The organism is Thermoanaerobacterium sp. RBIITD (assembly GCF_900205865.1).
Taxonomy (GTDB): Bacteria; Bacillota; Thermoanaerobacteria; order Thermoanaerobacterales; family Thermoanaerobacteraceae; genus Thermoanaerobacterium.
In genome coordinates, this window is record NZ_LT906662.1 from 452,703 (window position 1) to 476,787 (window position 24,085).

27 protein-coding genes and 1 pseudogene are annotated in these 24,085 nt (G+C 31.1%); 8 read left to right on the forward strand and 20 right to left on the reverse strand.

The features are described from left to right. Positions 1–201: 201 nt before the first annotated feature. Positions 202–1,401 (reverse strand): iron-containing alcohol dehydrogenase, encoded by a 1,200-nt coding sequence (locus CPG45_RS02135; RefSeq protein WP_096230415.1) that lies wholly within the window; start codon positions 1,399–1,401, stop codon positions 202–204. Positions 1,402–1,797: 396 nt separating this feature from the next. Here CPG45_RS02135 and CPG45_RS02140 point away from each other — a divergent pair, with 396 nt between their 5' ends. Continuing rightward, positions 1,798–2,142 (forward strand): ATP-binding protein, encoded by a 345-nt coding sequence (locus CPG45_RS02140; protein ID WP_502695813.1) that lies wholly within the window; start codon positions 1,798–1,800, stop codon positions 2,140–2,142. Positions 2,143–2,492: 350 nt separating this feature from the next. Here CPG45_RS02140 and CPG45_RS02145 read toward each other — a convergent pair whose 3' ends face one another. Next, positions 2,493–2,912, reverse strand: coding sequence for a transposase (locus CPG45_RS02145; RefSeq protein WP_096230416.1), 420 nt, complete (start codon positions 2,910–2,912; stop codon positions 2,493–2,495). 394 nt (positions 2,913–3,306) lie between these two features. Here CPG45_RS02145 and CPG45_RS02150 point away from each other — a divergent pair, with 394 nt between their 5' ends. Next, positions 3,307–3,924: a nitroreductase family protein gene (locus CPG45_RS02150; protein ID WP_096230417.1), complete on the forward strand. Its 618-nt coding sequence runs from the start codon at positions 3,307–3,309 to the stop codon at positions 3,922–3,924. A gap of 180 nt (positions 3,925–4,104) precedes the next feature. Here CPG45_RS02150 and CPG45_RS02155 read toward each other — a convergent pair whose 3' ends face one another. From CPG45_RS02155 to CPG45_RS02230, 16 genes and pseudogenes are all read right to left on the reverse strand, one after another. Continuing rightward, positions 4,105–4,509: a VOC family protein gene (locus tag CPG45_RS02155; protein WP_096230418.1), complete on the reverse strand. Its 405-nt coding sequence runs from the start codon at positions 4,507–4,509 to the stop codon at positions 4,105–4,107. A 941-nt stretch (positions 4,510–5,450) separates the two neighbouring features. Continuing rightward, positions 5,451–6,260 (reverse strand): energy-coupling factor ABC transporter ATP-binding protein, encoded by an 810-nt coding sequence (locus CPG45_RS02160; RefSeq protein WP_096230419.1) that lies wholly within the window; start codon positions 6,258–6,260, stop codon positions 5,451–5,453. Next, complete coding sequence (locus tag CPG45_RS02165; protein ID WP_096230420.1) at positions 6,253–7,095, reverse strand: energy-coupling factor ABC transporter ATP-binding protein; 843 nt, start codon at positions 7,093–7,095, stop codon at positions 6,253–6,255. Before CPG45_RS02165 ends, CPG45_RS02160 begins: the two co-directional genes overlap by 8 nt. After that, positions 7,092–7,859: an energy-coupling factor transporter transmembrane component T family protein gene (locus CPG45_RS02170; RefSeq protein WP_096230421.1), complete on the reverse strand. Its 768-nt coding sequence runs from the start codon at positions 7,857–7,859 to the stop codon at positions 7,092–7,094. The genes CPG45_RS02165 and CPG45_RS02170 overlap by 4 nt, the downstream gene beginning before the upstream one ends. 139 nt (positions 7,860–7,998) lie before the next feature. Then, positions 7,999–8,601: an ECF transporter S component gene (locus CPG45_RS02175; protein WP_096230422.1), complete on the reverse strand. Its 603-nt coding sequence runs from the start codon at positions 8,599–8,601 to the stop codon at positions 7,999–8,001. Between the two features lie 52 nt (positions 8,602–8,653). Next, positions 8,654–9,394, reverse strand: coding sequence for a nucleoside phosphorylase (locus CPG45_RS02180; RefSeq protein WP_096230423.1), 741 nt, complete (start codon positions 9,392–9,394; stop codon positions 8,654–8,656). Positions 9,395–9,436: 42 nt separating this feature from the next. After that, the gene (locus CPG45_RS02185) at positions 9,437–10,135 is read right to left on the reverse strand and encodes a Crp/Fnr family transcriptional regulator (protein ID WP_096230424.1); all 699 of its coding nucleotides are present in this window, start codon (positions 10,133–10,135) and stop codon (positions 9,437–9,439) included. A gap of 217 nt (positions 10,136–10,352) precedes the next feature. Further along, positions 10,353–10,505, reverse strand: coding sequence for an IS3 family transposase (locus CPG45_RS18085; RefSeq protein ID WP_096230425.1), 153 nt, complete (start codon positions 10,503–10,505; stop codon positions 10,353–10,355). A gap of 8 nt (positions 10,506–10,513) precedes the next feature. Continuing rightward, positions 10,514–10,690, reverse strand: a complete 177-nt coding sequence (locus CPG45_RS02195; RefSeq protein ID WP_096230426.1) for an IS3 family transposase — start codon at positions 10,688–10,690, stop codon at positions 10,514–10,516. A 322-nt stretch (positions 10,691–11,012) separates the two neighbouring features. Continuing rightward, positions 11,013–11,285: an MFS transporter gene (locus tag CPG45_RS17280; protein WP_231968938.1), complete on the reverse strand. Its 273-nt coding sequence runs from the start codon at positions 11,283–11,285 to the stop codon at positions 11,013–11,015. A 227-nt stretch (positions 11,286–11,512) separates the two neighbouring features. Continuing rightward, positions 11,513–12,051 (reverse strand): annotated as a pseudogene (gene uppS, locus CPG45_RS02205) (polyprenyl diphosphate synthase); the annotation flags it as partial. A 59-nt stretch (positions 12,052–12,110) separates the two neighbouring features. After that, positions 12,111–13,475 carry a radical SAM/SPASM domain-containing protein gene (locus CPG45_RS02210; RefSeq protein WP_096230427.1) on the reverse strand — a complete coding sequence of 455 codons (1,365 nt, stop codon included), beginning with the start codon at positions 13,473–13,475 and terminating at the stop codon, positions 12,111–12,113. A gap of 293 nt (positions 13,476–13,768) precedes the next feature. Beyond that, positions 13,769–14,668, reverse strand: coding sequence for a YidC/Oxa1 family membrane protein insertase (locus CPG45_RS02215; protein ID WP_096230428.1), 900 nt, complete (start codon positions 14,666–14,668; stop codon positions 13,769–13,771). A gap of 339 nt (positions 14,669–15,007) precedes the next feature. Then, a complete protein-coding gene (locus tag CPG45_RS02220) occupies positions 15,008–15,919 on the reverse strand; it encodes a patatin-like phospholipase family protein (RefSeq protein ID WP_096230429.1) in 912 nt (303 codons plus the stop codon). Further along, positions 15,916–16,527 carry a lysophospholipid acyltransferase family protein gene (locus CPG45_RS02225; RefSeq protein WP_096230430.1) on the reverse strand — a complete coding sequence of 204 codons (612 nt, stop codon included), beginning with the start codon at positions 16,525–16,527 and terminating at the stop codon, positions 15,916–15,918. Before CPG45_RS02225 ends, CPG45_RS02220 begins: the two co-directional genes overlap by 4 nt. 20 nt (positions 16,528–16,547) lie before the next feature. Beyond that, positions 16,548–17,120 (reverse strand): TetR/AcrR family transcriptional regulator, encoded by a 573-nt coding sequence (locus tag CPG45_RS02230; protein ID WP_096230431.1) that lies wholly within the window; start codon positions 17,118–17,120, stop codon positions 16,548–16,550. Positions 17,121–17,431: 311 nt separating this feature from the next. Here CPG45_RS02230 and CPG45_RS02235 point away from each other — a divergent pair, with 311 nt between their 5' ends. Beyond that, positions 17,432–17,608: a helix-turn-helix domain-containing protein gene (locus tag CPG45_RS02235; RefSeq protein WP_231968941.1), complete on the forward strand. Its 177-nt coding sequence runs from the start codon at positions 17,432–17,434 to the stop codon at positions 17,606–17,608. 139 nt (positions 17,609–17,747) lie between these two features. On the opposite strand, the gene CPG45_RS02240 is transcribed toward CPG45_RS02235, so the two are convergent. Then, entirely contained in the window at positions 17,748–17,927 is a 180-nt protein-coding gene (locus tag CPG45_RS02240; protein ID WP_096230433.1) for a helix-turn-helix domain-containing protein, read from the reverse strand. Positions 17,928–18,740: 813 nt separating this feature from the next. Then, on the reverse strand, positions 18,741–19,580 hold the full coding sequence (locus CPG45_RS02245) for an Rpn family recombination-promoting nuclease/putative transposase (protein ID WP_096233426.1): 840 nt from the start codon (positions 19,578–19,580) through the stop codon (positions 18,741–18,743). A gap of 264 nt (positions 19,581–19,844) precedes the next feature. Here CPG45_RS02245 and CPG45_RS02250 point away from each other — a divergent pair, with 264 nt between their 5' ends. The 5 genes from CPG45_RS02250 to CPG45_RS02270 all read left to right on the forward strand — a co-directional run bounded on the left by CPG45_RS02250 (position 19,845) and on the right by CPG45_RS02270 (position 23,965). Next, positions 19,845–21,152, forward strand: coding sequence for a hypothetical protein (locus tag CPG45_RS02250; protein WP_096230434.1), 1,308 nt, complete (start codon positions 19,845–19,847; stop codon positions 21,150–21,152). Between the two features lie 75 nt (positions 21,153–21,227). Then, positions 21,228–21,428: a helix-turn-helix domain-containing protein gene (locus CPG45_RS02255; protein ID WP_096230435.1), complete on the forward strand. Its 201-nt coding sequence runs from the start codon at positions 21,228–21,230 to the stop codon at positions 21,426–21,428. Positions 21,429–21,538: 110 nt separating this feature from the next. Continuing rightward, positions 21,539–22,111, forward strand: a complete 573-nt coding sequence (locus CPG45_RS02260; RefSeq protein WP_255405165.1) for a CHC2 zinc finger domain-containing protein — start codon at positions 21,539–21,541, stop codon at positions 22,109–22,111. Further along, positions 22,090–23,433 carry a DUF927 domain-containing protein gene (locus CPG45_RS02265; RefSeq protein WP_096230436.1) on the forward strand — a complete coding sequence of 448 codons (1,344 nt, stop codon included), beginning with the start codon at positions 22,090–22,092 and terminating at the stop codon, positions 23,431–23,433. The genes CPG45_RS02260 and CPG45_RS02265 overlap by 22 nt, the downstream gene beginning before the upstream one ends. Next, the gene (locus tag CPG45_RS02270; RefSeq protein WP_096230437.1) at positions 23,399–23,965 is read left to right on the forward strand and encodes a hypothetical protein; all 567 of its coding nucleotides are present in this window, start codon (positions 23,399–23,401) and stop codon (positions 23,963–23,965) included. Before CPG45_RS02265 ends, CPG45_RS02270 begins: the two co-directional genes overlap by 35 nt. Positions 23,966–24,085: the final 120 nt, after the last annotated feature.

Genomic DNA, 24,085 nt, shown 5'->3' on the forward strand with positions numbered 1-24,085 from the left:
TTTATGGCATTTTCATACACACTATTCTCCAGCTTAGTTACAACCCTGTAACAATTTTTTTGTTATCATTTTTATACAGGGTAACTATGTTTAGGCTACCGTAAGAAAGTGGCAGCCTTATTTTATCACCAATATTAATTTTAATATAAAATCCCCCACCTATAGAAGATGGGAGACTTTTTTTAAGCTTCCCGTTAAATTTTAAAAAGATTCTTCATAAATCCTGGCAATAACATCTTCTGTGGCTTCCACTGGTGCAATAGAAAGCAATCCATCTAGAGAAGGTGTAGTTTTAGCAAGCTTCACAAGAATTGGAAGATCTTCTTTTGTGAATCCAAAGTTCGAAAGTTTTTGAGTACATCCTACATTAAAGAGCCATTCTTCAACTTTTTTTGCTACATATTCTGCTTCGGCAGGCAGACCTTTTAATCCAGGTACTATAGGACTGTATATTTCAGCCAGGATTTCTGCAGTAGCTGGATAAATAGCCTTTATCACAGCAGGTAATATGGCGCCAAGACCAAGACCATGGGCTAACTCAGGTTTTACTGCACTCAAAGGATGCTCTAGTGCATGGGTAAAATGCAAAAGTCCATTGTCAAAAGAGATACCAGCTAAAGCAGAAGCGTAAAGCAAATAGTATCTCGCCACAACGTTTTCAGGATCATTTACAACTGCAGGCAGATAGCGAACTATCAATCTTACTGTTTCTTTTGCCGTGAGAATGCTATAAGGCGATGCTTCAAGAGTAGTAGCAGCTTCAGTAACATGATTTAATGCATCTATTGTAACCGCTATTGTCTGTTTTTTGTCAAGCTTTGTCATAAGTGAAGGATCATCTATGGCATACATAGGGTACAGGCAATCATAGGCCACGGCAGGCTTATAATTTTTTTCTGGTATTGTAGCTACCGCAAATCTGTCTACTTCAGTACCAGTACCGTGAGTAAGGTTTATAGCTATAATAGGAACAGCTTTTTCGGGTATGAATTTTTGTTCATAAAGTTCTCTTGCATTTTTATCAGTGTACTCCAGCAACACAGCTACACTTTTCGCAGTATCTATAGGGCTACCACCGCCAATTCCGATAACAGCTTTTGCCCCGGTTTCACGGCCGATTTTGGCTGCTTCATCAATCATATCAACAGTAGGATTCGGCCCTACTTTGTCATAAAGTGAATATTTTAATTCGAGTGTTTCAAGAGTTGGTTTTACCACATCCCAAGCTCCACTGGCTTTATAAGAACCTTTTCCCGTTATAAGAATAACATTATTGATACCTTTGTTTTTAAGAACCTCCAGAATATCTTTTATCTTTTTTATACTACCTATTCCAAAATAAGTCGTATTTTTACAGCGAAGCTCAAAAACTTTATTTGGATTTATTTTTGTTTCCCACATTTTAATAGCCTCCTATTGTTAAATTTATAACATTCTCTGTACATAATTATAATATTATTTCAGGAAATAGTCAACCTTAAGTTATAATATTATAGTAATGATTATGATTGACCTATGATAATGTCTCTTAATATAACACATTTAATAACGTCCTTAAATAGAAAAAAATACCTGTTTAGTACAGGCATATTAATATTCTGATGTGTACATTTTTCCGCACTTTTCACAAGGACTTTTTAAACTATCAATATATTATTGCTTTAAATTTAGATTTTGCAATACGTATCGAGGTAATGAAAAAGGACACGTTGAAAGAAGCATAGAATTTATAAGAAGAAAGGCATAAAAGCTTGTTTAGCAGGATATAGAGTACTATTCACAGCAATTCCAACTTTAATAAATCAATTAAAAGAAAATAGGTCAGAGAGAACATTACATACTTTTGAAAACAAATTTGCAAAATACGATCTTGTGATAGCGGATAAACTCAGGTTTATCTCTTTTGATAAAGAAGGGTCTGAGTTTTTATTTACAAACTTATCATTAAGAGCAGGAAGAAAATCAACGATAATAACAACAAACTTATCATTTGAAAGGTGGGCTGAAATATTCCAAGACCCAGTTATGACAGCAGCGATGGTAGATAGACTAACACATAAAGCCTATTTAGTAAATATGAATGGAAATTCATATAGACTTAAAGAAACGGAGGAATGGATAAAGAGTCAGAATATTGCTTGATTTTTTATACACTAAGTGGAGGTAAATTCAATTGAAATTTGGAGTATTTTTCACTTGACAAATATAGGCTATCTGGCTATATCCTTTTTAAAAAATTCCATTATTCATATCAAAATTTATTGTTTTAAAAAAATATGTTATAATTAAAATATAAATAAATAACTTTGCAAATACTAATTTAAGGAGGATAATGTGCAAGTAAAATATTGGAATTTACGTACACCAAAAAGAGCACTTAGTAAAGCTGCCTAAAATCCAAATAATGTAAATATATAGAGATGTTAAGTAATTTTTGGAGGGATGACTGTATAACCTTCTTTTTCTAAAAACTTAATAGCGTTTTTAATACATTACTGCCTATGTCTTTGATAAAGTCTTTCTGGTATGTTAGTGTAATCAGTGTCAGAAGGATTGAAAAGTTCTTTTTTCAAAAACATATGGTAGATAAAGGTTAGCATCATGCGAGCAATAGCAACAATGACACGTTTATGACCGCGGCGCTTTTTAATACGGTCATATTTAAACTTAAAATAAGGGTTCTTTTTATCCCTAATTGCTGCATTGGCACATTGTATTAAAAGTAGTTTTAAGTAAACTCCTGCACTTCCGTTGTTTTTTGGAGTAAGACCAGCCAATGAGCAAAGGTGCTTATCAGATTTAAAAGCTGTCGTGCCTGTGCCAATTTCAGCAATGATATAAGTTGCCGATTTTTCGGTTATGCCGTGAAGAGTAACAGCGATATCAATTAAGTTTTGATAAGGTTTGGCCATCTGTGAAATGGCTTTGTCTAAGTCAGAAACACACTGATTAATAAAATCATAGTGCTTTTATGCAAAATTTCATCTTGACTGACTGATCATCTTTTAATTCGTATCCAATAATTGACCGGATGACTTCGTCAGCCTTTTTCTTCAGGCTTTTGCGCAAAAGTGACTTGTTTAGTGTACGTGATGATAGTCATCTTATTTGTGCTTGAAAAGATATTCTGCACATGTTAAAATACGGACTTGATTCCAATAACTGAAGGAAACAATTCTACTTCCTCCTCCGTGCTTTGTAGTATATCTATATATTTTATAATAAATTATATCAAAAAAATCTCGCTCAGTTGCACACTTTCATTACGATTTGTGCCTGAGCGAAGCGAAAGGAATGTGTGTTATTATGAAAGATTTAAAGGAAATATATGAAGAAAGGCGTTCTGTCAATTTCTTTGACAAAAATAAGGATTTGGATGAGGAGACATTGAAAAAAATAATAGACTTAGCTGTATTGACACCATCAGCATTTAATCTTCAGCCATGGGAAATAATCGCAGTAAAAACACTAGAAGCAAAAGAAAAACTCTACAATGTAGCATTGAAACAGCCAAAAATTCTTGATGCACCTGTTACACTAATTATGCTTGGAGACAAAAACGGCTTTACAGAAAATAATCCTGCATGGTGGTACATGAAAGATGTTGGAATGCCTGAAGATAAAATACTTGGAAACATTGAATTTGCAAAGAATGTATTATACAATACAGATTTAAAAGCAAATAATTTCGCTGTCAGAAATACATCGTTTCTATGCATGTCAATAATGTATGCGGCTAAATACTATGGTGTTGACTCACATGCAATGATTGGCTTTGAAGAAGATAAACTTAAAGAAGCTTTTGGAATACCGAATAACAAAGTAGTTGTATTATTAATTTCACTTGGATATTTTGATGACAGCAAAACATTGTACCCGAGGCTAAAGCGCAACGGATATGATAAAATTGTAAAAATTGTATGAAAAAATCATAACCATCCGCAAAACGGGTGGTTTACATTAGCCCTATAAGGGCATAGTACTAGCTATGTCTTAAGAGACGTTAAACAACTACATATGGAGTTTGGAAGCTTATAAAATCGGTGCTTGACTCAGGATGCCTTAAGTGATTTTAAAAAAATATAGCGGTTGCAATTTAAACCGCTATAAACCTTGCCTTTCGGAATAATTTAAAGACCAAGTTATGCCATATGGGTCAATTATATTTGCATGATAAGCACCCCAAAATGTTTTTTGTAGTTTAAATTTAACTATTCCTTTTTCTCTAAGCTTTGAATATAATCTATCTATCTCTTCTTTGCTGTCCAATTCAAGAATTAATTCTGGGTTGCTGACTGCTTTTTGAGGATCTAATTTATCAACGAAATATAATACACAATTCTCATTTATGTGTAACTCCGAATGTATAATTTTACCTTCATAGCCCTTAAACATTTCAATACCATCGGCAAATTGAACATTTTTTATCTCGCCACCAAAAAGTTCTTTGTAATATTCAATTGCTTCTTTGCAATTGTCAATATAAATATTGGGAGTAATTCTTTTCATTAATATAACCCTCCTATATTTTAGTTTATCAAAACATAGCAATATTATACTACATTTTATTACAAACTGACTACTCCCCTCCACAAGTGACGAGGGTTCTGTTTGCTTGAAGGTGGTGATAGTTCAGGCTTTGTGTCGTCTCAACCTTTTCCCCTATTCTAAACCGTACGTGAGACTTTCGCCTCACACGGCTTTCCACCGATTAGTTCCTAATGACACAGATTTTAGTGTTACCACTATCACCTGTCTGTAATAATTCCTTCATAATAATTGTTATTCCTTAAACTGTCCTTCGAAATCTATCTTGTTGTTTATATACATAAGGTATCGCTTCCTTATGGTTCATTACCCATATTTCAGGGACTTTCAAGAATTAGCATTTTGAGAATTATTACAAGTGTTAACCGCCTGGTATCCTTCGCCATTGTCCTATGTTTCCATAGCGAGTACTAACGGATCTTTAATCATATCTTTCTCCTTGTCTCCATTATTATTGATGTATAACCAGCTGTAATATTAAACATGATAAAATCTAACGCAACATCAATTAATAAAGAATTTATACATGTTGGGATAGATAATTTTGCAAGTATAAATGCTAAAATAAAATTGAGCCAAATAAAGCATAAGTGATTATAAAAAAGTGATCCACATTAATCAAAAATCCTTCCCTTTTTCGGATAGTTTTATTTTATCACTAACATTAGAGGAAAAACGCGTAACAAACTAGAAGATATAAAACTATCAATCAGTGATAGAATGAACAAATACTTATTTGTTTTATTTTCCTCAATACAAATTATAACGTTTATTTCTTTGCAAATATGATCATGATTTTAATTAAATATTCCATTTTTAATGTTTACATTAAAACAAGATAAACACATGTAAAAAACAAAAAAATGCTGATACAATTTTTATGATGTACCAGCATTTTTTAGTCATTTCTGTCTTAAAGATTGTTTACTTTCAATGAATTCTTCTACGGTCAAAAACGTATCCTTATATCCTAATTTATTGCATAATTGAGTTACATGAGGAGGCTCGAGATATGCGCTATAGAGTATATCCGCGTGAGAATAAACTTCTTTCGTATTCCCGTCCATTAATACTTTACCGTTTTGAAATACTATAACTCTTTCAAACGATTCTGCTACAAAATCCATATCGTGAATTATAGTAAGCACGAGTTTTCCGTTTTCTTTAAGATTTTTAATTATTGCCTTTATTTTCTCCCTTCCGACATAATCTTGGGCTATTGTAGGTTCATCAAATATGATTATTTCAGGTTTCATAGCGATTATAGATGCTATGCTTATAAGCTTCCTTTCTGATAAGCTAAGGTCATATGGATTTTTATTATAAATGTCTTTACATCCTACCATTTCCAAAGCTTTAATAGAATTTTCTTCAGCTTCTTCATGATCCTGTCCTATATTTAACGGGCCAAACATTACTTCATCTAAAACTTTATTCTTAAAAATCTGGTCATTCGGGTTTTGAAAAACCAATCCTATATATTTTGCAAGTTCCGCAGCAGTTGTCTCTTTAGTATTCTTGCCTAATATCAAAATATCACCTGCGTCAGGTTTTAAAAGACCTTTTAACAGTTTTACAAAAGTAGTCTTCCCAGCACCATTTTGCCCTATTATAGCAGTAGATTCTTTATCAAATGACAAATTTATACCTTTTAATATTTCTTCGCCTTTATTATATGAAAAATGTAAATCTTTAACTTCTATCCTACCCATTTATTTTCACCACCGCATCGTATGCCTCATCTAAGGTCACAGGATAAAAACCTTCTTCATCTTTTATATCAAATGCTCTACAAATCCTTGTAAATGCAGGAGCTAAAACTCCATATTCTTTTAAATCCCCTCTTGAAAAAACTTTTTTAGGTGTATCAAAATCGATAATCTTTCCTTGATACATCAACATAACTCTGTCAGAATATCGAGCAATCTTTTCAATTTTATGCTCAACCATTATAACCGTCATGCCTTCATGACTTAAAGCCTGAATGGCTTTAAAAACCTCTTCAGATCCTTGAGGGTCAAGCTGGGATGTAGGCTCATCCAATACTATTATTTCTGGTTTCATTGCAATGATGCCGGCAATTGCCATCCTCTGCATCTGACCTCCAGATAGATCAAAAGGATTTCTATCTTTATATTTATATATATCAAGCAGAGATAATGCATAATCTATTCTATCAATCATTTCATTTCTGCTTAATCCCATATTCTCAAGCCCAAATGCTATTTCTTCATAAACCGTAAGCTTTGCTCCTGTAACCTGTGTAAACGGATTTTGAAATACCATGCCTACTTTTAATGCTAACTCACTTATATCGCTTTTAATGACTTCTCTTCCATCAATCAATACTTTACCGCCGTAAGCTCCACGGTAAAAATGCGGCACCAATCCAACTAAAGACTGGCATAGAGTGGACTTTCCAGCAAGGTTTTGACCTATAATACCTATGAATTCTCCTTCATTTACTTCAAATGAAACACCATCTAATGCAAGCTTATCAGTTAACGGATATTTATACTTCAAATTTTCAACAACTATTTTTTTCATGATAATATCCTCCAAAGTATTGTCAAAATAGTAATCAAAATCAGGCATATCCTAAATACTCTAGAATAAGGAGACTTAAACTCTTCATTTAAAAATGTCTTTTTATTCTTTGAATTAAAGCCCCTTACCTCAAGAGCCATAGCCCTTTCTCTTGTAGCAATCAAAGAATTCATAACTACAGGTCCAATTAATGGGAAAAAAGCTTTAATCCTCGTAGAAAGCTTACCTTCTGTTTCCAGGCCGCGCGCTCTTTGAGCATCGGTTATAGTGCCCATAGTAGCGGTCATCTCAGGTATAATCTGAAGAACTGAATTTAAAACATAACCTATTTTAGGTGACAATCCTTTCCTTACTAAAGATTCGATGAGATCTGAAGGCTTCGTCGTAAGCACAAGTATTGAAAATGCAAACAAAATATTTAATACACGTGCACATATTTCAAATGCATAATTTAATCCTTCTTTATAAAAAGTAAGAGGACCTATACTTAATACCGCTGTCTTATTATCGATTTTAAATAATCCCTGAATTATAACGACAGTAACAAGTATTATTGCGCTGAAACTGATAATAGGTAATACTTTTTTGAATATCCCTCCGGATAATATAATCAATAGGCTTATTGCAATAAGCACATAAGCTACAAACTGCATAGGTGCTATTATCGGAATTAATATTACGGTTAAAATATAAAACAATTTTGTTATAGGATCAACCTTATATATGAATGTATCTTTTGGTACATATAGTGTTATAGCCTTCAATATTTATCACCATCCTCTTTTTTGATCAGCTAATAATATCCATTATCATAAGGGCACATCATTCCCCATAAATAAGACTTAAAGAAATAATGTGCCCTATTTTTAGGTATTTATAAATGATTTTGTGAATTAATCTTAATTAAAGCGTTTCTATTTCGTCATCATTGCTATATAGCACTGTAAGTTTTTGTGGAAGCCCTTTAAATATTCCATAGCTAATAATTAAAGTAGCTAGTTTGTCAGGAAGATCGACTACGAACTCATCTAAAAATGATGAAATCCATACTGGGAATTTGTTAGCAGACAAAAATGCAAATAATGTATCTCCCCAAACATTTCCTGTCTGTCCGCCCCAGAAACCTATATTTATCGGAGTTGAAACGATCGCAGATACAAGAGCAACTATCAAACCTGCTACTATAACTTTCCCAAAATTTTTAAACATACCTTTCTTTGCCATAATACCAATTGCAAGACCTATTGCTATACTAGTTAGAGCATAAATAAAAGATATTGGATCAGCTGTAAGACCATATATTACATTATTGATAGCTCCGCAAATTGATCCAATTATTGGGCCTGCCAACATACTCGCCAACATTGTGCCTATTGAGTCAAGCCAAAGCGGTAGTTTTAAAACTTGTGCAAACATTTTGCCGATGTAATTAATACCTACAGCGGCAGGGATAAGAACTAATGATGCCGTAGAAAATTTAACTGACCAAATGCTTTTTCCCCTCATTATAATTCCTCCTTTTTTATTAATATTGGGATTAACATTTTAAATCCCACTATTATCTGTTTAAACGCACAATCGCTTCAAGGGCAGTAAGTATTTCTCTTTCTTCGCCTAAAGCCATCGCATCTTTTCCATCTACATATTCGTTGATGCCTTCTTCAAGATTACCCTCATAAGCGACGACAACATTAAGTATTGATGCAGTCTTAATCCCTCTAAGCCTGCCGATTACAAACAATGGTGCGCTTTCCATATCAGCAGCTAAAACACCTTTAGTCGACCAAAACCTATCTATTTCATCCTCCTTATCAGTATAAAAACTGTCATGGCTTCTTATTATCCCACAGTGATAAGTAGCTCCAAGGCTTTTTGCGCTTTCTATAATATTCTCCAGCAAATAATTATCAGGTACAGCAGGATAACTTTTTTCAATATATGTGGCAGAGGTTCCTTCATCTCTTACAGCTCCTAAAGCCATAACTAAATCTCCTAATTTAATATTAGGCTGAAGTGCACCGCAGCTTCCTATACGTATCATAGCTTTTACTCCTAGATTTTTCAACTCTTCAACAGCTATACCAAGCGATGGCCCTCCTATACCTGTGGAAGTTACAAGAATCTTCACACCTTTATAAAAACCCGAAACCGTTTTAAATTCCCTGTTATATGCCACATCCTTAGTATTTTCAAGGAACTCCTTAACCCTTTCTACTCTCTTTGGATCACCTGGAAGTATCGCATAATCTGCGCTTTCATCTATACCAAACCTTATATGCGGTTGAATTTCATATACCATAATTTATCTTCCTCTCCCTCAGTATAATTTGCTACATCTTAATCATTCAAACCTACTTTTCTTTTCTTCTCTTATTAGTTCATCCATATCTTTTATTATTATGCATGTATTATTTACATCTATGATATTCTTTTCTTTGAGAAACTGCAATATGCGATTTATGCTTCTTTGGGTAACTGCAAATTTCTCGCTTAATTGTTTCTTTTCTATATTGACTATGATATTTTTCTTATAATTTGGATTTTTATATCCAACGCTTATTAGATAATTACATACTCTATTCTTTAATGAATATAATGTATCCTCACCAGCTTTTTTTGATAGATTATAAAATTGTTTACACAACGTGTGCATTACATAATTATTGATATTTTTATCTATCTCAATCCATTTCAAAAAATATTCTCGTTTTAAGCGTAGAATTCTTACTGGGCTTAAAGCTTGAACAGAACAGATATAAGGTTTTTTATCAAATATCTCTAACTCTCCTATATAATACCCTCGGGTATAAACTGCCTGCGAATACTTTTTACCATTTTCTGCGACTATATATACATCTACTGAGCCACTTACGATTATATAAAAATAATCATACACTTCACCTTGATTGCATATTACAGTTCCCTTTGCATAATCCTTTATTTCCCACTGTTTTAATATTTCATATGGACAGTCTTTTAAAATTTTAAAAATTTCAGCGTTATTTTCAATAATATCAATGATATTATGTATTGTCATCATTATCTAACTCCATTAATATAATAGAACATTTTAAATACAAATACAAAGGACATATGTCCTAAATTCAAAATATACATACCCTAACTTTCAATTTTAAATATATTTTTTAAGAAAAATGTCTTAAACGTACAAATTGCTCATGAAACTTATCTATAATACTCATTATTTAACAAATATGAACTTGTGTCAATAGAGTAGCCACAAAAAGTTTAATTTTTTACGCCATTAGAAGAGCAGTTTTATATACCTCTCGTGGGGTTCTGTAATTAATAGCACTATGAATCCTTCTTCGGTTGTACCAAGATTCTATATGTTCAAAGACTGCTCTTCGAGCATCATTAAAATCATAGTATTTGTGATGATTAACCACTTCCTTTTTTAATAACGCTGTATTCTTTTAAGAGAAATATGTTTTCCACGGTCTTTTAAAACTTTTTGGATTTTAGGAGCACCATAACGACATCTGCTTTCAGTAAATCTTTTTATTTCAGCTTTCAACTTATCTGCTTCTACCTGCTTAAATTCTTCCGAATATCGAATACCGTTTTTGGACACTGTTTAACACTCACATTTCCTTAAATTATCCTATCGTGTTAAACTTTTCGTTTCTACACTTATATACTAACACCAATAAAATTTATATAAAATTAATTAATTGATTTAACCTTATTATATGTTTTATATATCAGTGCTACAGTAACCTCTGCAATTCCACATAGTATAAAAATTGCCTTTGCGCTAAATACACCTGTTAAAGCGCCACCTATTCCTAAGGATATTATCGATAAAGGATCGACTAATGAACCTAAAAATCCATAAACCTTGCCTCTATTATCGTCATTAGTATTTTCTTGTATTTATTGTATCTGTAAGTGTTTCAAATACTACAAATATTACGCCTAAGAAAGTAAAAAGTATTGATGATAATAAAAATATTTTGCTGTTTGAAAATGCAATAAGAGTAATTTATTCTAATAAAGGCAATTAAAATCGCAATTATGATAAATGTAAGACTATCTATTAAAAAAGATATATCATTACCAAATATCGAAACAATTATACCACCTATAGAATACCCCACTATCATATTTATACTTGATAAACTGCTTCTAAAGCTATTTGCCTCTAAAAGATGGTCTTTGTCAACCAAAAGCGGAACAATTGAACTTCTGGCGGGATATTCAAATCTGGTTGTTCAATATTATAATACCAATTTATTGTCTTATCAATTATATCACTTAGTGTAATTATGTTAATACACGAGAAATTAATGCTATACCATAAATCAAAAATTTTAATTAAAAATCTTGATAAATCATCTGATGAAGGGCTTAGCTCATCATTATTGTAAAAACAAGGTATAAAATCAATTAATTTTATTTTGCCGTCTAATAAAGATTTGCCTATTTTTTTAACAGCATTGACTATTTCATTTCTTCCACCGTAGTTTAGAGCTATATTTAAAACAAGACCAGTATTATTCTTAGTTATATTTTCTGATTCTTTTATTTTAATTCTACATTTCTCAGGTATTTTTGACAGGTCACCAATAAAATTTAATTTTACATCATTTTCATTTAATTCATCTATTTCACGCTCCAGATATTCTATTAATAGATTCATTAATCCATTTACCTCTTCTGCAGGTCTCTTCCAATTTTCTGTTGAAAAAGCATATAAGGTCAAATATTTAATGCCAATTTCAGATGATGCTTTAACAACCCTTTTTACAGCTTCCATTCCAGCTCTATGACCAAGAGTCCTTATAAATCCTCTTTTTTTTTTGCCCATCTGCCATTGCCATCCATGATAATTGCTACGTGTTTTGGAATATTGTTCATATCTAATTTTTTTCCCATCTCGTGAGCAGTATTTTTCTTTCGATTTATAATAAATTCCTCCTCGTATAATATAATTGTATATAAAATTTCTAGTTAAGGTTGTAAACCTCAACTAGAAATTTTAAACCTTTTGCTTATTTCATTCCCTGTGCTTCATCAGAATGATGGATGGACAGATTCACTTTTTTCTCCCGAATTTCGTCCGCTACTTTACCCCAATTATCTGCTACTACTCTTAAATCATTATAAAGGTTCTTAATGTGGGAGGCCTCACTAGCTTCTGTATGTTTAGCACCTGACTCCTCAACAATCTCTAAAAGCTTTTCTGGATTGTCAATTAGAGGACAGGGCCTTAACATGTTTTGATTAAAAGGTTGTCTCTTTCTATATGCCTTCATAATAGGAGACTGCAATGCTTCAAGCAGACTTACTTCATTTATATTAACATTGGAATAATGGATAAAAGCACAAGGCTCAACTTCTCCTGCTGCATTTATGTGTAGATACCTTCTTCCTCCTGCAATACATCCTCCACTGTATTCGCCATCATTCCAGAAATCTATGGCAAAAAGCTCTTTTGTAGCTCTTATATAATTTATCCTTTCATACATGTACTTTCTTTGCTCTGGTGTAACCATAAATTTTACGTCGGGATCTCTACCAATAGGAATATACGTAAAGTACCAAGCAAAATATGCACCCTTATCTATCATCATATCTATAAATTCATCGCTAGAAATTTCTTCTACATTTGTCCTGGTATATGTAGCCGAATAACCAAATAAAACTCCGTTTTCTCTCATTAAATCCATAGCTTTCATTATTTTTTCAAAAGTTCCTTCTCCACGAATAGCATCATTATTATCTTTAAATCCATTTATACTTATTGCAAAAGTAATATTACCAACTCTTTTAACTTCTTTTACCATCTCTTCATCAATGAGAGTACCGTTCGTAAATAAAAGGAATACTTGATTTTTATGTCTTTCAGCAAGCTTTACAATATCTTTCATTCTAACAGTAGGCTCTCCGCCAGATAAAACTATAAAATATATACCTAACTCTTCAGCTTCTGTACACACTCTGTCCATCACTTCAAAAGAAAGATTATGTGGTTTGTACTGACCAGCCCAGCATCCAACGCACCTCAGATTACAAGCTTCAGTTGGATCCATCAAAATTGCCCATGGTACGGACACTTCCAACTTTTCTTCCCATTCTTCTTGCTTTGGAATCCCTTTTAAATTAGCATTGACGAAAAAGTCGATTACAAATGTCTTTAAAATATTTTTGTCAATATTTTTCAATCCCTTTAAAGTAAATTTATACCAGTTGCTATCTTTGTTATTTAAAAATTCTCTTACACTTTCTATTTGCTGCTTATGTCTTGGCATTATTGCGACTTTTTTCATAAGATTTGCTAATGTGTCTAAATTTTTTTCTGGGTTCTTATCTACATAATCAATGATAGTACTTACAATTGGATCAACAATGTTCATAATGATTCACCCTCCATATTTTTATTATTATTGCGAAACCCCAAAAAGCTTTAAGATATTGAGGCTTCAGATATATTTTCAAAGGATTTCCTTTACCTTTTCAAAATTATATAACATAGAAAAATATTAAATCCTAATATAAGTAAAGGCATCCTTATGAAAATCAAATTTAAACAGCTAAATAACAATGATGTATTTTCTGATATTTAATTGCTTATGAAGTAAATAAACTTAAATCTATTCAATTATGATATTACTTTATCATGCATTTTTAAAATTTTACGCTCTTATGCCTATCCTGTTATTTTTTGTAATCTTTTCTCTTCTTTATCTTTTTCTATCTTTGAACTATTTTTAATAATAAATTTATCCATGAACAATTGTTGTAATGTTTGATATATATTACCTACTATCCAATACAATCCTAAACCAGCAGGTACAGTAAAAGAGATAATTCCCGTCATAATTGGAGCAAATAAATTCATACTCATTTGCATAGAATATTGCATTTGATTTTCACTTGTTTCTTGAGATTTCTGCGTTGAATATTTTATAGATATATAAGTAGTAATGGCAGATAATACCGGTATTAATAATAAAGCCGTATTTTCGACACTCATTTGATGAAGATTTGAAATTGGCACTAATCCTAAATTTATTCCGAAAAAATTCGTATTCAGTAGATCATCTCTATTCAGCATCTGGCTCACATTTGGCAACTTGTCGAGATGTTTACTATAGTAATTTATTATACTTAAATCAGGCATATTTGCTATCTTATCTGGCCCCAGCGGAATGCTTTCAAACAACTTTTGAATAACATCAGGTGCTTTTCTAAACATATATTTTAATGGCTGTGATATTACATAATATAGCGAAAATAAAATGGGCATTTGTATTAGTAATGGTAAAAATCCACTTGCAGGATTAATTTTATTTTCATAATACAACTTCATTATTTCTTGATTTAGTTTCTCATTATCATTTTTATATTTTTTCTGTATTTTCTGTATTTGTGGTTGAATTTCATTTATTTTTGACATAGCTTTATACTGCTTAATGTATAAAGGCAACAACAATGTCCTTACAATAATAGTTAAAAAAATGATAGCTAATCCATAATTTTTAAATGCTAAAACTTCATATATAAATTTCAAAAGATAACCTATTGGAACTGCAATAAAATCTAACATTATTTTCTCCTTTCTTAAATATCATAATGGCATATTTTGATCTTAAATGGATTATAACTGACTTAATATATTTTTAATTAACTCTCAATTATTTACTTTATTGGATTACACAATAGCACAATATCTGTCTACAAAAGATAACATAAAAGTTTCTTCTTTGTATTTTGATAATTTTAAAAGTTATAAGATCTTTTATAAAACTTATTTTTATGGTTTAAATTTAAATCGGACGTTCGTCTTAAACAATATTAATATAAAATTCTTATATGTCAATGATTAATCATCACAAATGCCATTTTCACCACATGTACAGGTCTTATTATCTGCTTTAGTTCTTTATTACTTCTCTCTATAAAACATTTCCGACTTGCGTAAATCTTCGTATACTTCCTGGATAACAGGTTCTGCGGCTTTTAAGCCCAAGTTTATGCATTTTTCCGCATGATCAAATCTGTACCATCGGATATCATTTACCTTTGGTTTTATTACATAAACTTTCTTCTCAAAATTTTTTTCTTTGTTATCTTCATATAAATCGTCGTTTAATAATTTCATAGTTGTTGCCGTAATAGTTATAATTTCCGGTAGTATCTTTTTTGAATTAAAGTATCTTTCAAAATATATTGTTCTATTATTGCTTTGTAGAATTCTTTTAATGTTATTAACGAAATTATAAAATGACCTGTTAAATATTCTAATATCAATATTTGAGCTTACGTCTGAAATTATAATTATATCTGCTCCTAATTTGAGAGCCAAATCTATTGCATCAAAATTAATAATTGAACCATCAACTAATTTAGTATTTTGAAATTCTACAGGTTCAAATACAACAGGAATAGATATGCTTGCTCTTACTGCCTTTATTACTGAACCTTTTGAAAATATTATTTCTCTACCTTGTTTAATGTCTGTTGCTATCGCATAAAGAGGTATTTTGAGTTCATCAAAATCATTTTTCATATAACTAGATAAAAATTTTTCTATTTTGTCACCTTTTATAAATCCTTTTTGCGGAATATTTAAATCTAACATTTTAATAAGCTTTAAAAAATTAATATCTCTCACATCTTTAATTATCTTTTCCAAATCATTTCCTGAAGCATATATTGCACCAATCAGAGCTCCAATACTTGTGCCTATTATAAAATCAATCGAAATATTTTCTTCCTCAAGTTTTTTCAACACACCAAGATGTGCATATCCTCTTGCAGCCCCTCCACCTAATATTAACCCGACTTTTGGTCTCATTTCACATCACCTTTTACCAATTTATTTAAACTATCTACAATTGAACATGTCATGCTTTCAATATCATCCACGGGGTATATAATGCAACCAACATTTATTATAATTTTCCCTATACGTGGAATAAAACTTCCTTTAGGTAAAATATTTTTAGTTCCAATTATAGCAACAGGTAATACCGGTACTTTTGCTTTTACAGAGAAAAATGATGCTCCAGACTTTATATTTACAATTTCATCTGTTTTGTACAAACCACCTTCAGGAAAAATCATTAGAATACCGTTATTTTTTAACACATCCAATGCGTCCTTTACAGTTTTTCTTGAGCTAACTGTCTTTCTATATGTACTTACGGGGATAGCTTTTATTTTTTTTAACACAAATCCTACACCTAAAACGTCAAATAAATATGCTGCTGAAAAAAATGTCAGTCTAAAATTAAAAGCTGCAACTATAACCAGTCCATCCAACAGACTGGAATGATTAGCAACAATGATAAGCGGTCCATTAGCTGGAATATTTTCAATCCCTATTATTTGCATCTTCCATACATATCTAAATAATACACGCAATGTGCTTCTTACTAAATTGTAAAAATTAAAGCCCTTCATATTTCCTCCAGTATATTTTTCTACTCAAAAATAATCTGAACAGCATTAAGTGCATCTGATATATCCCCTTCATCGGAGTCCAAAATTACTTGTATTGCCGTACCGAACATTGCTCCAAGTATCATCCTCGCCACCGATTTTGAAGAATAATTTATTAAATTGTCTTTCAAATTGCTTTTATTTAAAATTTTTTCTTCTATCATATTTGATAATTCATTAAACAAATTTCTCAATAAGGTATTAAAAGAAGATGACCATATAGCCAGTCCGGTTAAGTCGTATAATAATCTGAATAATTCAGGATTATTATTTAGCATTTCTTTAAAAAATTTAATAAGAGATGACATTTTGTCACGGGCTGTTCCTCCTATATCCAAAGCTTCATTTATTTCATGTAAATACTTATTTATCATCATTTTTATTACTTCAGCAAAAAGACCTTCTTTATTTCCAAAATAATAATTTAATTGGCTTAATACAACACCTGCCTCATTTGCAATATCCCTCAATGAAACATTGGCATATCCTTTTTTTGAAATACATTTATATGCAGCATTTAATATTTTTTGTGGTTGATTTAATTTATCCTCCATACAAATTCCTCTTTCTATATTAGTTAATATTAAAGAAGCCCTGAGCTAATATGGAAATTATTAAAACTAAAAACATTCTTTTTTAAATTAGTTCAGACATCCGTCCTATACACATTATATTATCAAAAGACTCTAAAGTCAATATAAAACTATAAATGCTGTTAAATATTTTCCCATTGTGCTATAAATGTGTATTTTATGTCTATGTTACACTAAAATCACCCCAGTATTTCAGTTGAAAAATCCCCCACATTAAGATAGAATTTCTCTCATGTAATAAAATACATGAGGGAGTGGTGGAGTTTAATCAATTGTTAAACAAACAAGAAATTATATTATCATATATTAGAGATGGTAAATCTCAAAGACAGATATCTAGAGAAACTGGTATTGATAGAAAAGTTATTAGAAAATATATTAAAAAATATGAAGAAAAGAGAAGGGACTTGATAAATAAAGGGAAAATAGAAGGAAATGCCGATATTTAAGAAATTATTGATGACATATTAGCAGTCTTTTTAATGCGTGGTTTTCAATCCTTAATATCCCTTAATAGTGTTAGGATCTCATCTTCTGTCATTTCTTTTTTTGTTTCCATTTTTCCATTCACTCCTTCAATTAACATTTTTAAGCCTCCTTTTTCCAACCGCCATCAAATGCTTTACCACCATTATCAATCCATTCTTGCAATTTATCAGGATCTACTCTCAATTGACGTCCTATACGGACTATTGGAATAATGCCTTCCATTGCCAATGCGTAAACCCGATCCTCCTTTAAGTCAAGTATTCTTGCAACCTCCGGCAGTCTTAATAGTTTTTAACCATTTGAATTTACCTCCTTTTTGTATTCTTGATATTTTTTTGAGTATATAAAAAGCCAGAGTCCTTAAGCTAGACCAATAATCATATCTTTTGTATTACATTAGTAATACAAAAAGATATTTTTTTTATTGGCCCTAGCACTAAGGCTCTGGCTCTCTATATTACCCTATTAAGATAATGGGGCTCTGGCTCTTAATACATTATATTAATTTTTATTCTTTGAGATAATTATATATCATTTTAAATGTTTCTACAACTATTTTTTATTATTAGATTAGACATTTTTATCTTAAAATATATCAATACATATTAGGACATTAAATATACTATATATAGCTTAAAACCTTAAGTTTTACTAACTTCAATATGCTCTGTGGATTTTTGTACACATAGTTACAATTAACCAATACAATTTACTTCTTGCATAATTATTAAATCTAATACTTTTTAAAAATAAAAAAAGGTATTCGCCATTTAACGGATACCCCTTCATTTTCACATTAACTAATTACACTTTTTATTTTTTAAGCACTTTTCAAGCACTTTTTTTATATTCAATCTTTAAAAATGGTGCGCCATCAGGGACTCGAACTCGGGGCCCGCTGATTAAGAATCCCTCCAACGATATTTTATCCTATATTTTTTAAAATAGCAAAAGTTTCTTTGAGACTTGATATATAAGGCTTTTAAGTACTTTGTTAAAAAATTGAAATTGCTTAAAATAACTTAGAATTTTTTTAGTTCGCATACATTTCGCATACATAAAAAAGATATTCATTTCAAAAATCAATTTGTCCTAATTCATCAATTTTTTTATCTCCTCTTTCGATAATTCTGTAATCTTCGCTATTTTATCGATGTCCATACCTTCTTCTAATAGTTTTTTTGCAATCTTTATGCTTTTTCCTTTCTCACCTTCTTCAATACCTTTTTTGATACCTTTTTCTATACCTTTTTCAATTATCATTTTGTATGTTTCTGAATCTTCAATCCTAAACATTTTTACCACCTCCATAAAAGCTTTTTCGATAACTTCTCTTTTATAAACTATACCTGATAATATTTCAGCCTTAAATGCTATGTCTTTCTTTTTGTTTATGTCTACAGGAATATTTTTTATAGCTTCAACACATCTTTCCAAATATTTTTCTCTCTCTTCTTTCCTTCTATTTTTGTCCATCAATGGAAGAAGCAAATATAAATCATAATAATCTGTCTCTACAACATCAGTATATTTTATGTCACCAACGTTTATTATCCTGTATCTATAGTTTAATGTGTTTTGTTCTCCAAAGTCGTAGCTTAAGCTATTTGCCATTTTCACATTGTCTTTTCCTATATAAACAACTATCTGATATGGTAAGAGATTATGCTTTTCCATTATCTCAAGCGAATATCTTAGCATCCTATAAGACATTTTTCCGTCATTTTCTGATTGAAATTCTATGTGCACAGCGACATTTCCTTTATCTGTAGTGCATTTGAATATCATATCGCTGTCCCTTCTCTCAACTCTTGCAAATTCTATATTAAGTTCATCAATTTTTGTATATTGCAATCCAAGAAAATAACTCATTATGTCATCAGCCATATCAGAAAAAATATTTTTCATCGATATATCGTATTTTTGTGCCATTTTTCTTCCTTCCATTTCTCTTCATCTCACCTTTATTATATCATATGAACATAAAAAAACAGATTATTTTCACTTGCATATTCTTATTTATCCTTCTTTCCTAATTGGAATTTCCTCATGTTTGATTTTACAAATATTTTTAGCTTATATACATCCATTTATAAAAATCTATATATTGTATTTATGAAAATTTAGATATCATTATATGGTATAATATATGTATGATTGTATATAAAAAATAAAGTAAAAATGAGGTGATTTAGAATGGTAAAATCACTATATACAACAAATAAAGCCAATAGCTATTATTCTTTTTATCAATACAATTTAATATTAAAATTTTTATATGCTATTGAAACCTTTGCACCTGAAGTAATAAATGATCTGCAATTAATATTAGATATCTACAAAAAAGATAGTAAAACACTTGATTTAGTTATTCCTGAAATTCATGATTTTAGAACAACTAACAGATATGAGTACCCAAAACTTGAAGATTTTTGGAAAACTTTCAAAAAAAACATAAGTAATATAAACTCGAAAAAAGTAAAGCAACAAGATATAGAAAAAATTAAAAAATTTGAATATGCTTTAGAAACATGGAGAGACAAATATAATTTAAACAATGAAAATGGTTTTTACGAAGGATTGGCATTAATTGCAATAGTAATAACTGCAAAATATATGCTTAATGATAGTTTATATTATGAAAATGGATTCTTTTATGAGAAAAAAACTGATGAATTAATTTATATGTTACCTATGGCCGGCCGTATAGATATCCCTGAAATAGAAGATGCACCGGTCGAGATAAAAGAAAAAAGAAAAGATAAAAATTATATAAGTTTATCACTTTTTCTTGATATTGATTCCGATCTTATTCGAAATGTAAAAAAAGATAAAACAAAGCCATATTTTATTTTCGCATTTACACCATTTTGTCCGTATAATCCCTATAAACTTCATTTTGGCAATCATGAGGATAACTTAGATTACGAAAATGCTGAAGAATTTGAAATGCTGCTCTTTAATGATTATGCCAAAGCTTCCATTTTAAATTATGCAGACAAAGATTATTGTGCATTAAACTTAGATAAAAAATATATAAAAAATAAAGAATTGAAAAAAAATATATCTAAATTTTCTAAACTCTCAATAGCAGATGTTGAAGCATTACCCTGGGATGAAAAATTTGAATTAATGCCTTGGCATGAAACAAGCAATTTATATTGGGATCCTACCTTAGAAACATGGGAAGATTTTAATAAAAAAATTGATGCTTTATTTAACCGTTATAAGGAGCTTTATAAGAAAAGAACAGAAGAATTTTTAAGACAAAATAATTTTGTCAAAGGCAAAGAAAAGCGCAAGGATGAGCATTTTAAATGGCTTGTATTGTACCAAGTTAAATACAATGAACCTGAACAAATAACACAAATGATTACTAACGAAGATCCAAAAGGTAATATTGTTATAGGACTAGATGCTGTAAAAGATGCTTTAAAAAATACAGCTGAAATAGTTGGATTAAATCCAAGAGGCAAATTGTTAAAAAATGTAAGAATTAGATAAAAAATTTGTAATTCCAGACTCAGCACCTTTTTAGGTTTATTATTTAATTAGTAAATCTAAGGAGGTGTTTATTTTATGGATAAAAAATTATTAAGACTTCCTGAAGTGGCAGAAATATTAGATTTAAAGGAAGACAGAGTATATGCTTTGGCAAGAGAAGGCATTTTGCCTGTGGTTCATGTAGGCCGCCAGCTACGAGTAGATCCCGATAAATTACAAGAATGGATTAACAATGGTGGAAAAGCATATAATGGCGGCTGGAAAAAATCAAGTTAAAACAGGCTTTATACTAAATTAAGGAAGGGATCTGCAATGGACAAAAATACCATAGAAAAATCTATGGCAAATAAAAAAATAAATTGAGTACTAAATATACTATAAGTAATGTGTTTAAATATGTCAAATCTAATATTTCCCTATTACAGGCTATAGAACTTTACGGTTTTATGCCTGTAAAAAAAGGTTCTCATTATTTTATACTTTGTCCATTTCATGCAGATAAGAATCCTTCCTTAGCAATCTATGAAGATGTCTATCATTGCTTTGGGTGCCAAGCCCATGGCGATGTTATAGACTTTGTTTCAAGATATTTTAACTTAACACAGCCAGAGGCATTAGAAAAGCTTGCACAGGATTTCGGCATAAATCTACCCAATGAAAAGCAAAAAAAGAAATTCAAAAGACAAGCTCTTAAAATGCGAAATGACGACAAGCTATATAAAGAATACATTCGCAAATACAATGAAGTATATGACTACTTATGTAAGCTTAATCAGTTATACACAAAAATAAAGCAAGTTGTTGAAAATCCTGAAGACATAAATACACCTGAATTTATTGAAGCATGTCATATGCAGGACTTAATACAGTACTGGATAGATTTACTCCTTGAAGGCAGCACCGAAGACAAAATACACGTAATAAAGGAGGTGTTAGATTGGAAAGCAAAGATGAAATAATTAAAGCAATAAAAGAGGCACATGCTGAGCCTTTATTCAATGAAGAAAGCGAACAAGAACATTTTTCTCCATATGAAATAAGCAAAAACATGATTTACCACGTAAAGATAACGAAAGATGGAGTTGCATACATGCCACTGTGCAATTTTGAAGCACATATCGCTGAAGAAATCATTAAAGACGACGGCTTAGAAACAAAGACATACTTTAGAATTAAAGGTACAACAAAAAATGGCACTCCTTTAAAAGAGATAATTGTACAATCAGATAAATTCGCAGGCTTAAACTGGGTAACTGCAAACTGGGGAAATCGAGCCATAATATACGCAGGAAGCAGCATAAAAGATCATTTAAGAACTGCAATACAAATCTTAAGTGGCGATAGTGTGAAAAGAAGAACGATATATACGCATTTAGGCTGGAGAAAAATAAATAATAAATGGGTCTATCTATACAATGGTGGTGCAATAAGTCAATATGGAGAAGAAAACAATATAGAAGTAGAACTGGAAAGCTGCCTTAAAGATTACAGACTTGAATTGCCAAAAGATGACGATGAATTAAAAGATTGTATTTCGAAATCATTGGAATTTTTAAATTTAGCTAAGCCGGAAATAACTTTCCCGTTTTTAGCTGGAATATATTTAGCACCATTAGGAGAAATGTTAAACATCGATATGAGTCTATTTATAGCAGGTCCAACTGGTAGTCAAAAAAGCGAAATAACTGCCTTAGCGCAGTCACATTATGGTCGAAATTTTAACGGCAAGAATTTACCTACCAGTTGGGAAAGCACAGAAAACTTCCTTGAAAAATTATCATTCCTAGCAAAAGATGCGGTGCTTACTATAGATGATTTTGCACCGCATGGAAGTATTGGAGACATTCAAAAATTAAACAAAAAGGCAGATTTTATTTTCCGAAATCAAGGCAATGGCTCAGGTAAAGGTCGAATGAACAGTGATATATCTTTAAGACCTTCATACAAATCAAAGACATTATTAATTTCCAGCGGTGAAGATGTACCAACTGGACAGAGTCTAGTTGCAAGACTTGTTGTTATAGAGATTAACCATGGTGATATCGATCTTGAAAAACTAAGCATCTTACAGGAATATGCAAGAAATGGCGTATTTGCGAAGGCGATGGGTGGTTATATCAAGTGGTTAAGCACAAGAATTGACTTGTACAAAAAAACATTGCCAAAAAAGAAAAACGCATTAAGAGACTCAATACGCAAAAGATATTGTATGCCACGACAGAACACCAGACAATATTTCACACCTTTTGATAGGTTTAGAGGTATTCCTCATATTTGCTAAAGAAAAAGGAGTAGTATCGGAAGATGAGGCAAAAGACATTTACGGAAATGGATTCAATGCTTTACTGAAAATTGGTGAGCAACAATCGCAGTTTCTAAAATCAGAAGACTTAATCGATAGCTTTTATTCTCTGTTAATTGCAGCTATAACAGCAGGAAAGGCACATGTAAGCAAAGCTGAAGATGATGGAATACCAGAAAATCCAGAGCAATGGGGCTGGATTAAAGATGAAAAAGGCGTTTGGAAGGAAAAAGGCACTTTAATAGGTTGGATCTCAAAAGATTATCTTTTGTTAGAAGGTGATATTGCATACATGATTGTGGAAGAAATGGCCAAAAAGCAAAATACTACACTGCCTGTATCACAAAGGACTTTATGGAAGAGAATGCAGCAGCGAGGAATGCTGATAACCGAAGAAGGCAGAAATACAGTAAGAGAATATATAAACGGCAAGCAAAAAAGAGTCAAAAAAATTCCTCTAGATAAGTTATATTTTATAACTGGACTTAGTGGTCTAGACCCAGTTAAATAGCGACTTCCATCAAGTCCAGAAATTATATAAACCGGTCATATAACTGGACTTATACAATTAAGACCAGTTATGTGACCACATTAAGACAAAAGTGGACTTAAAAAACAGCTTAAAAATCAA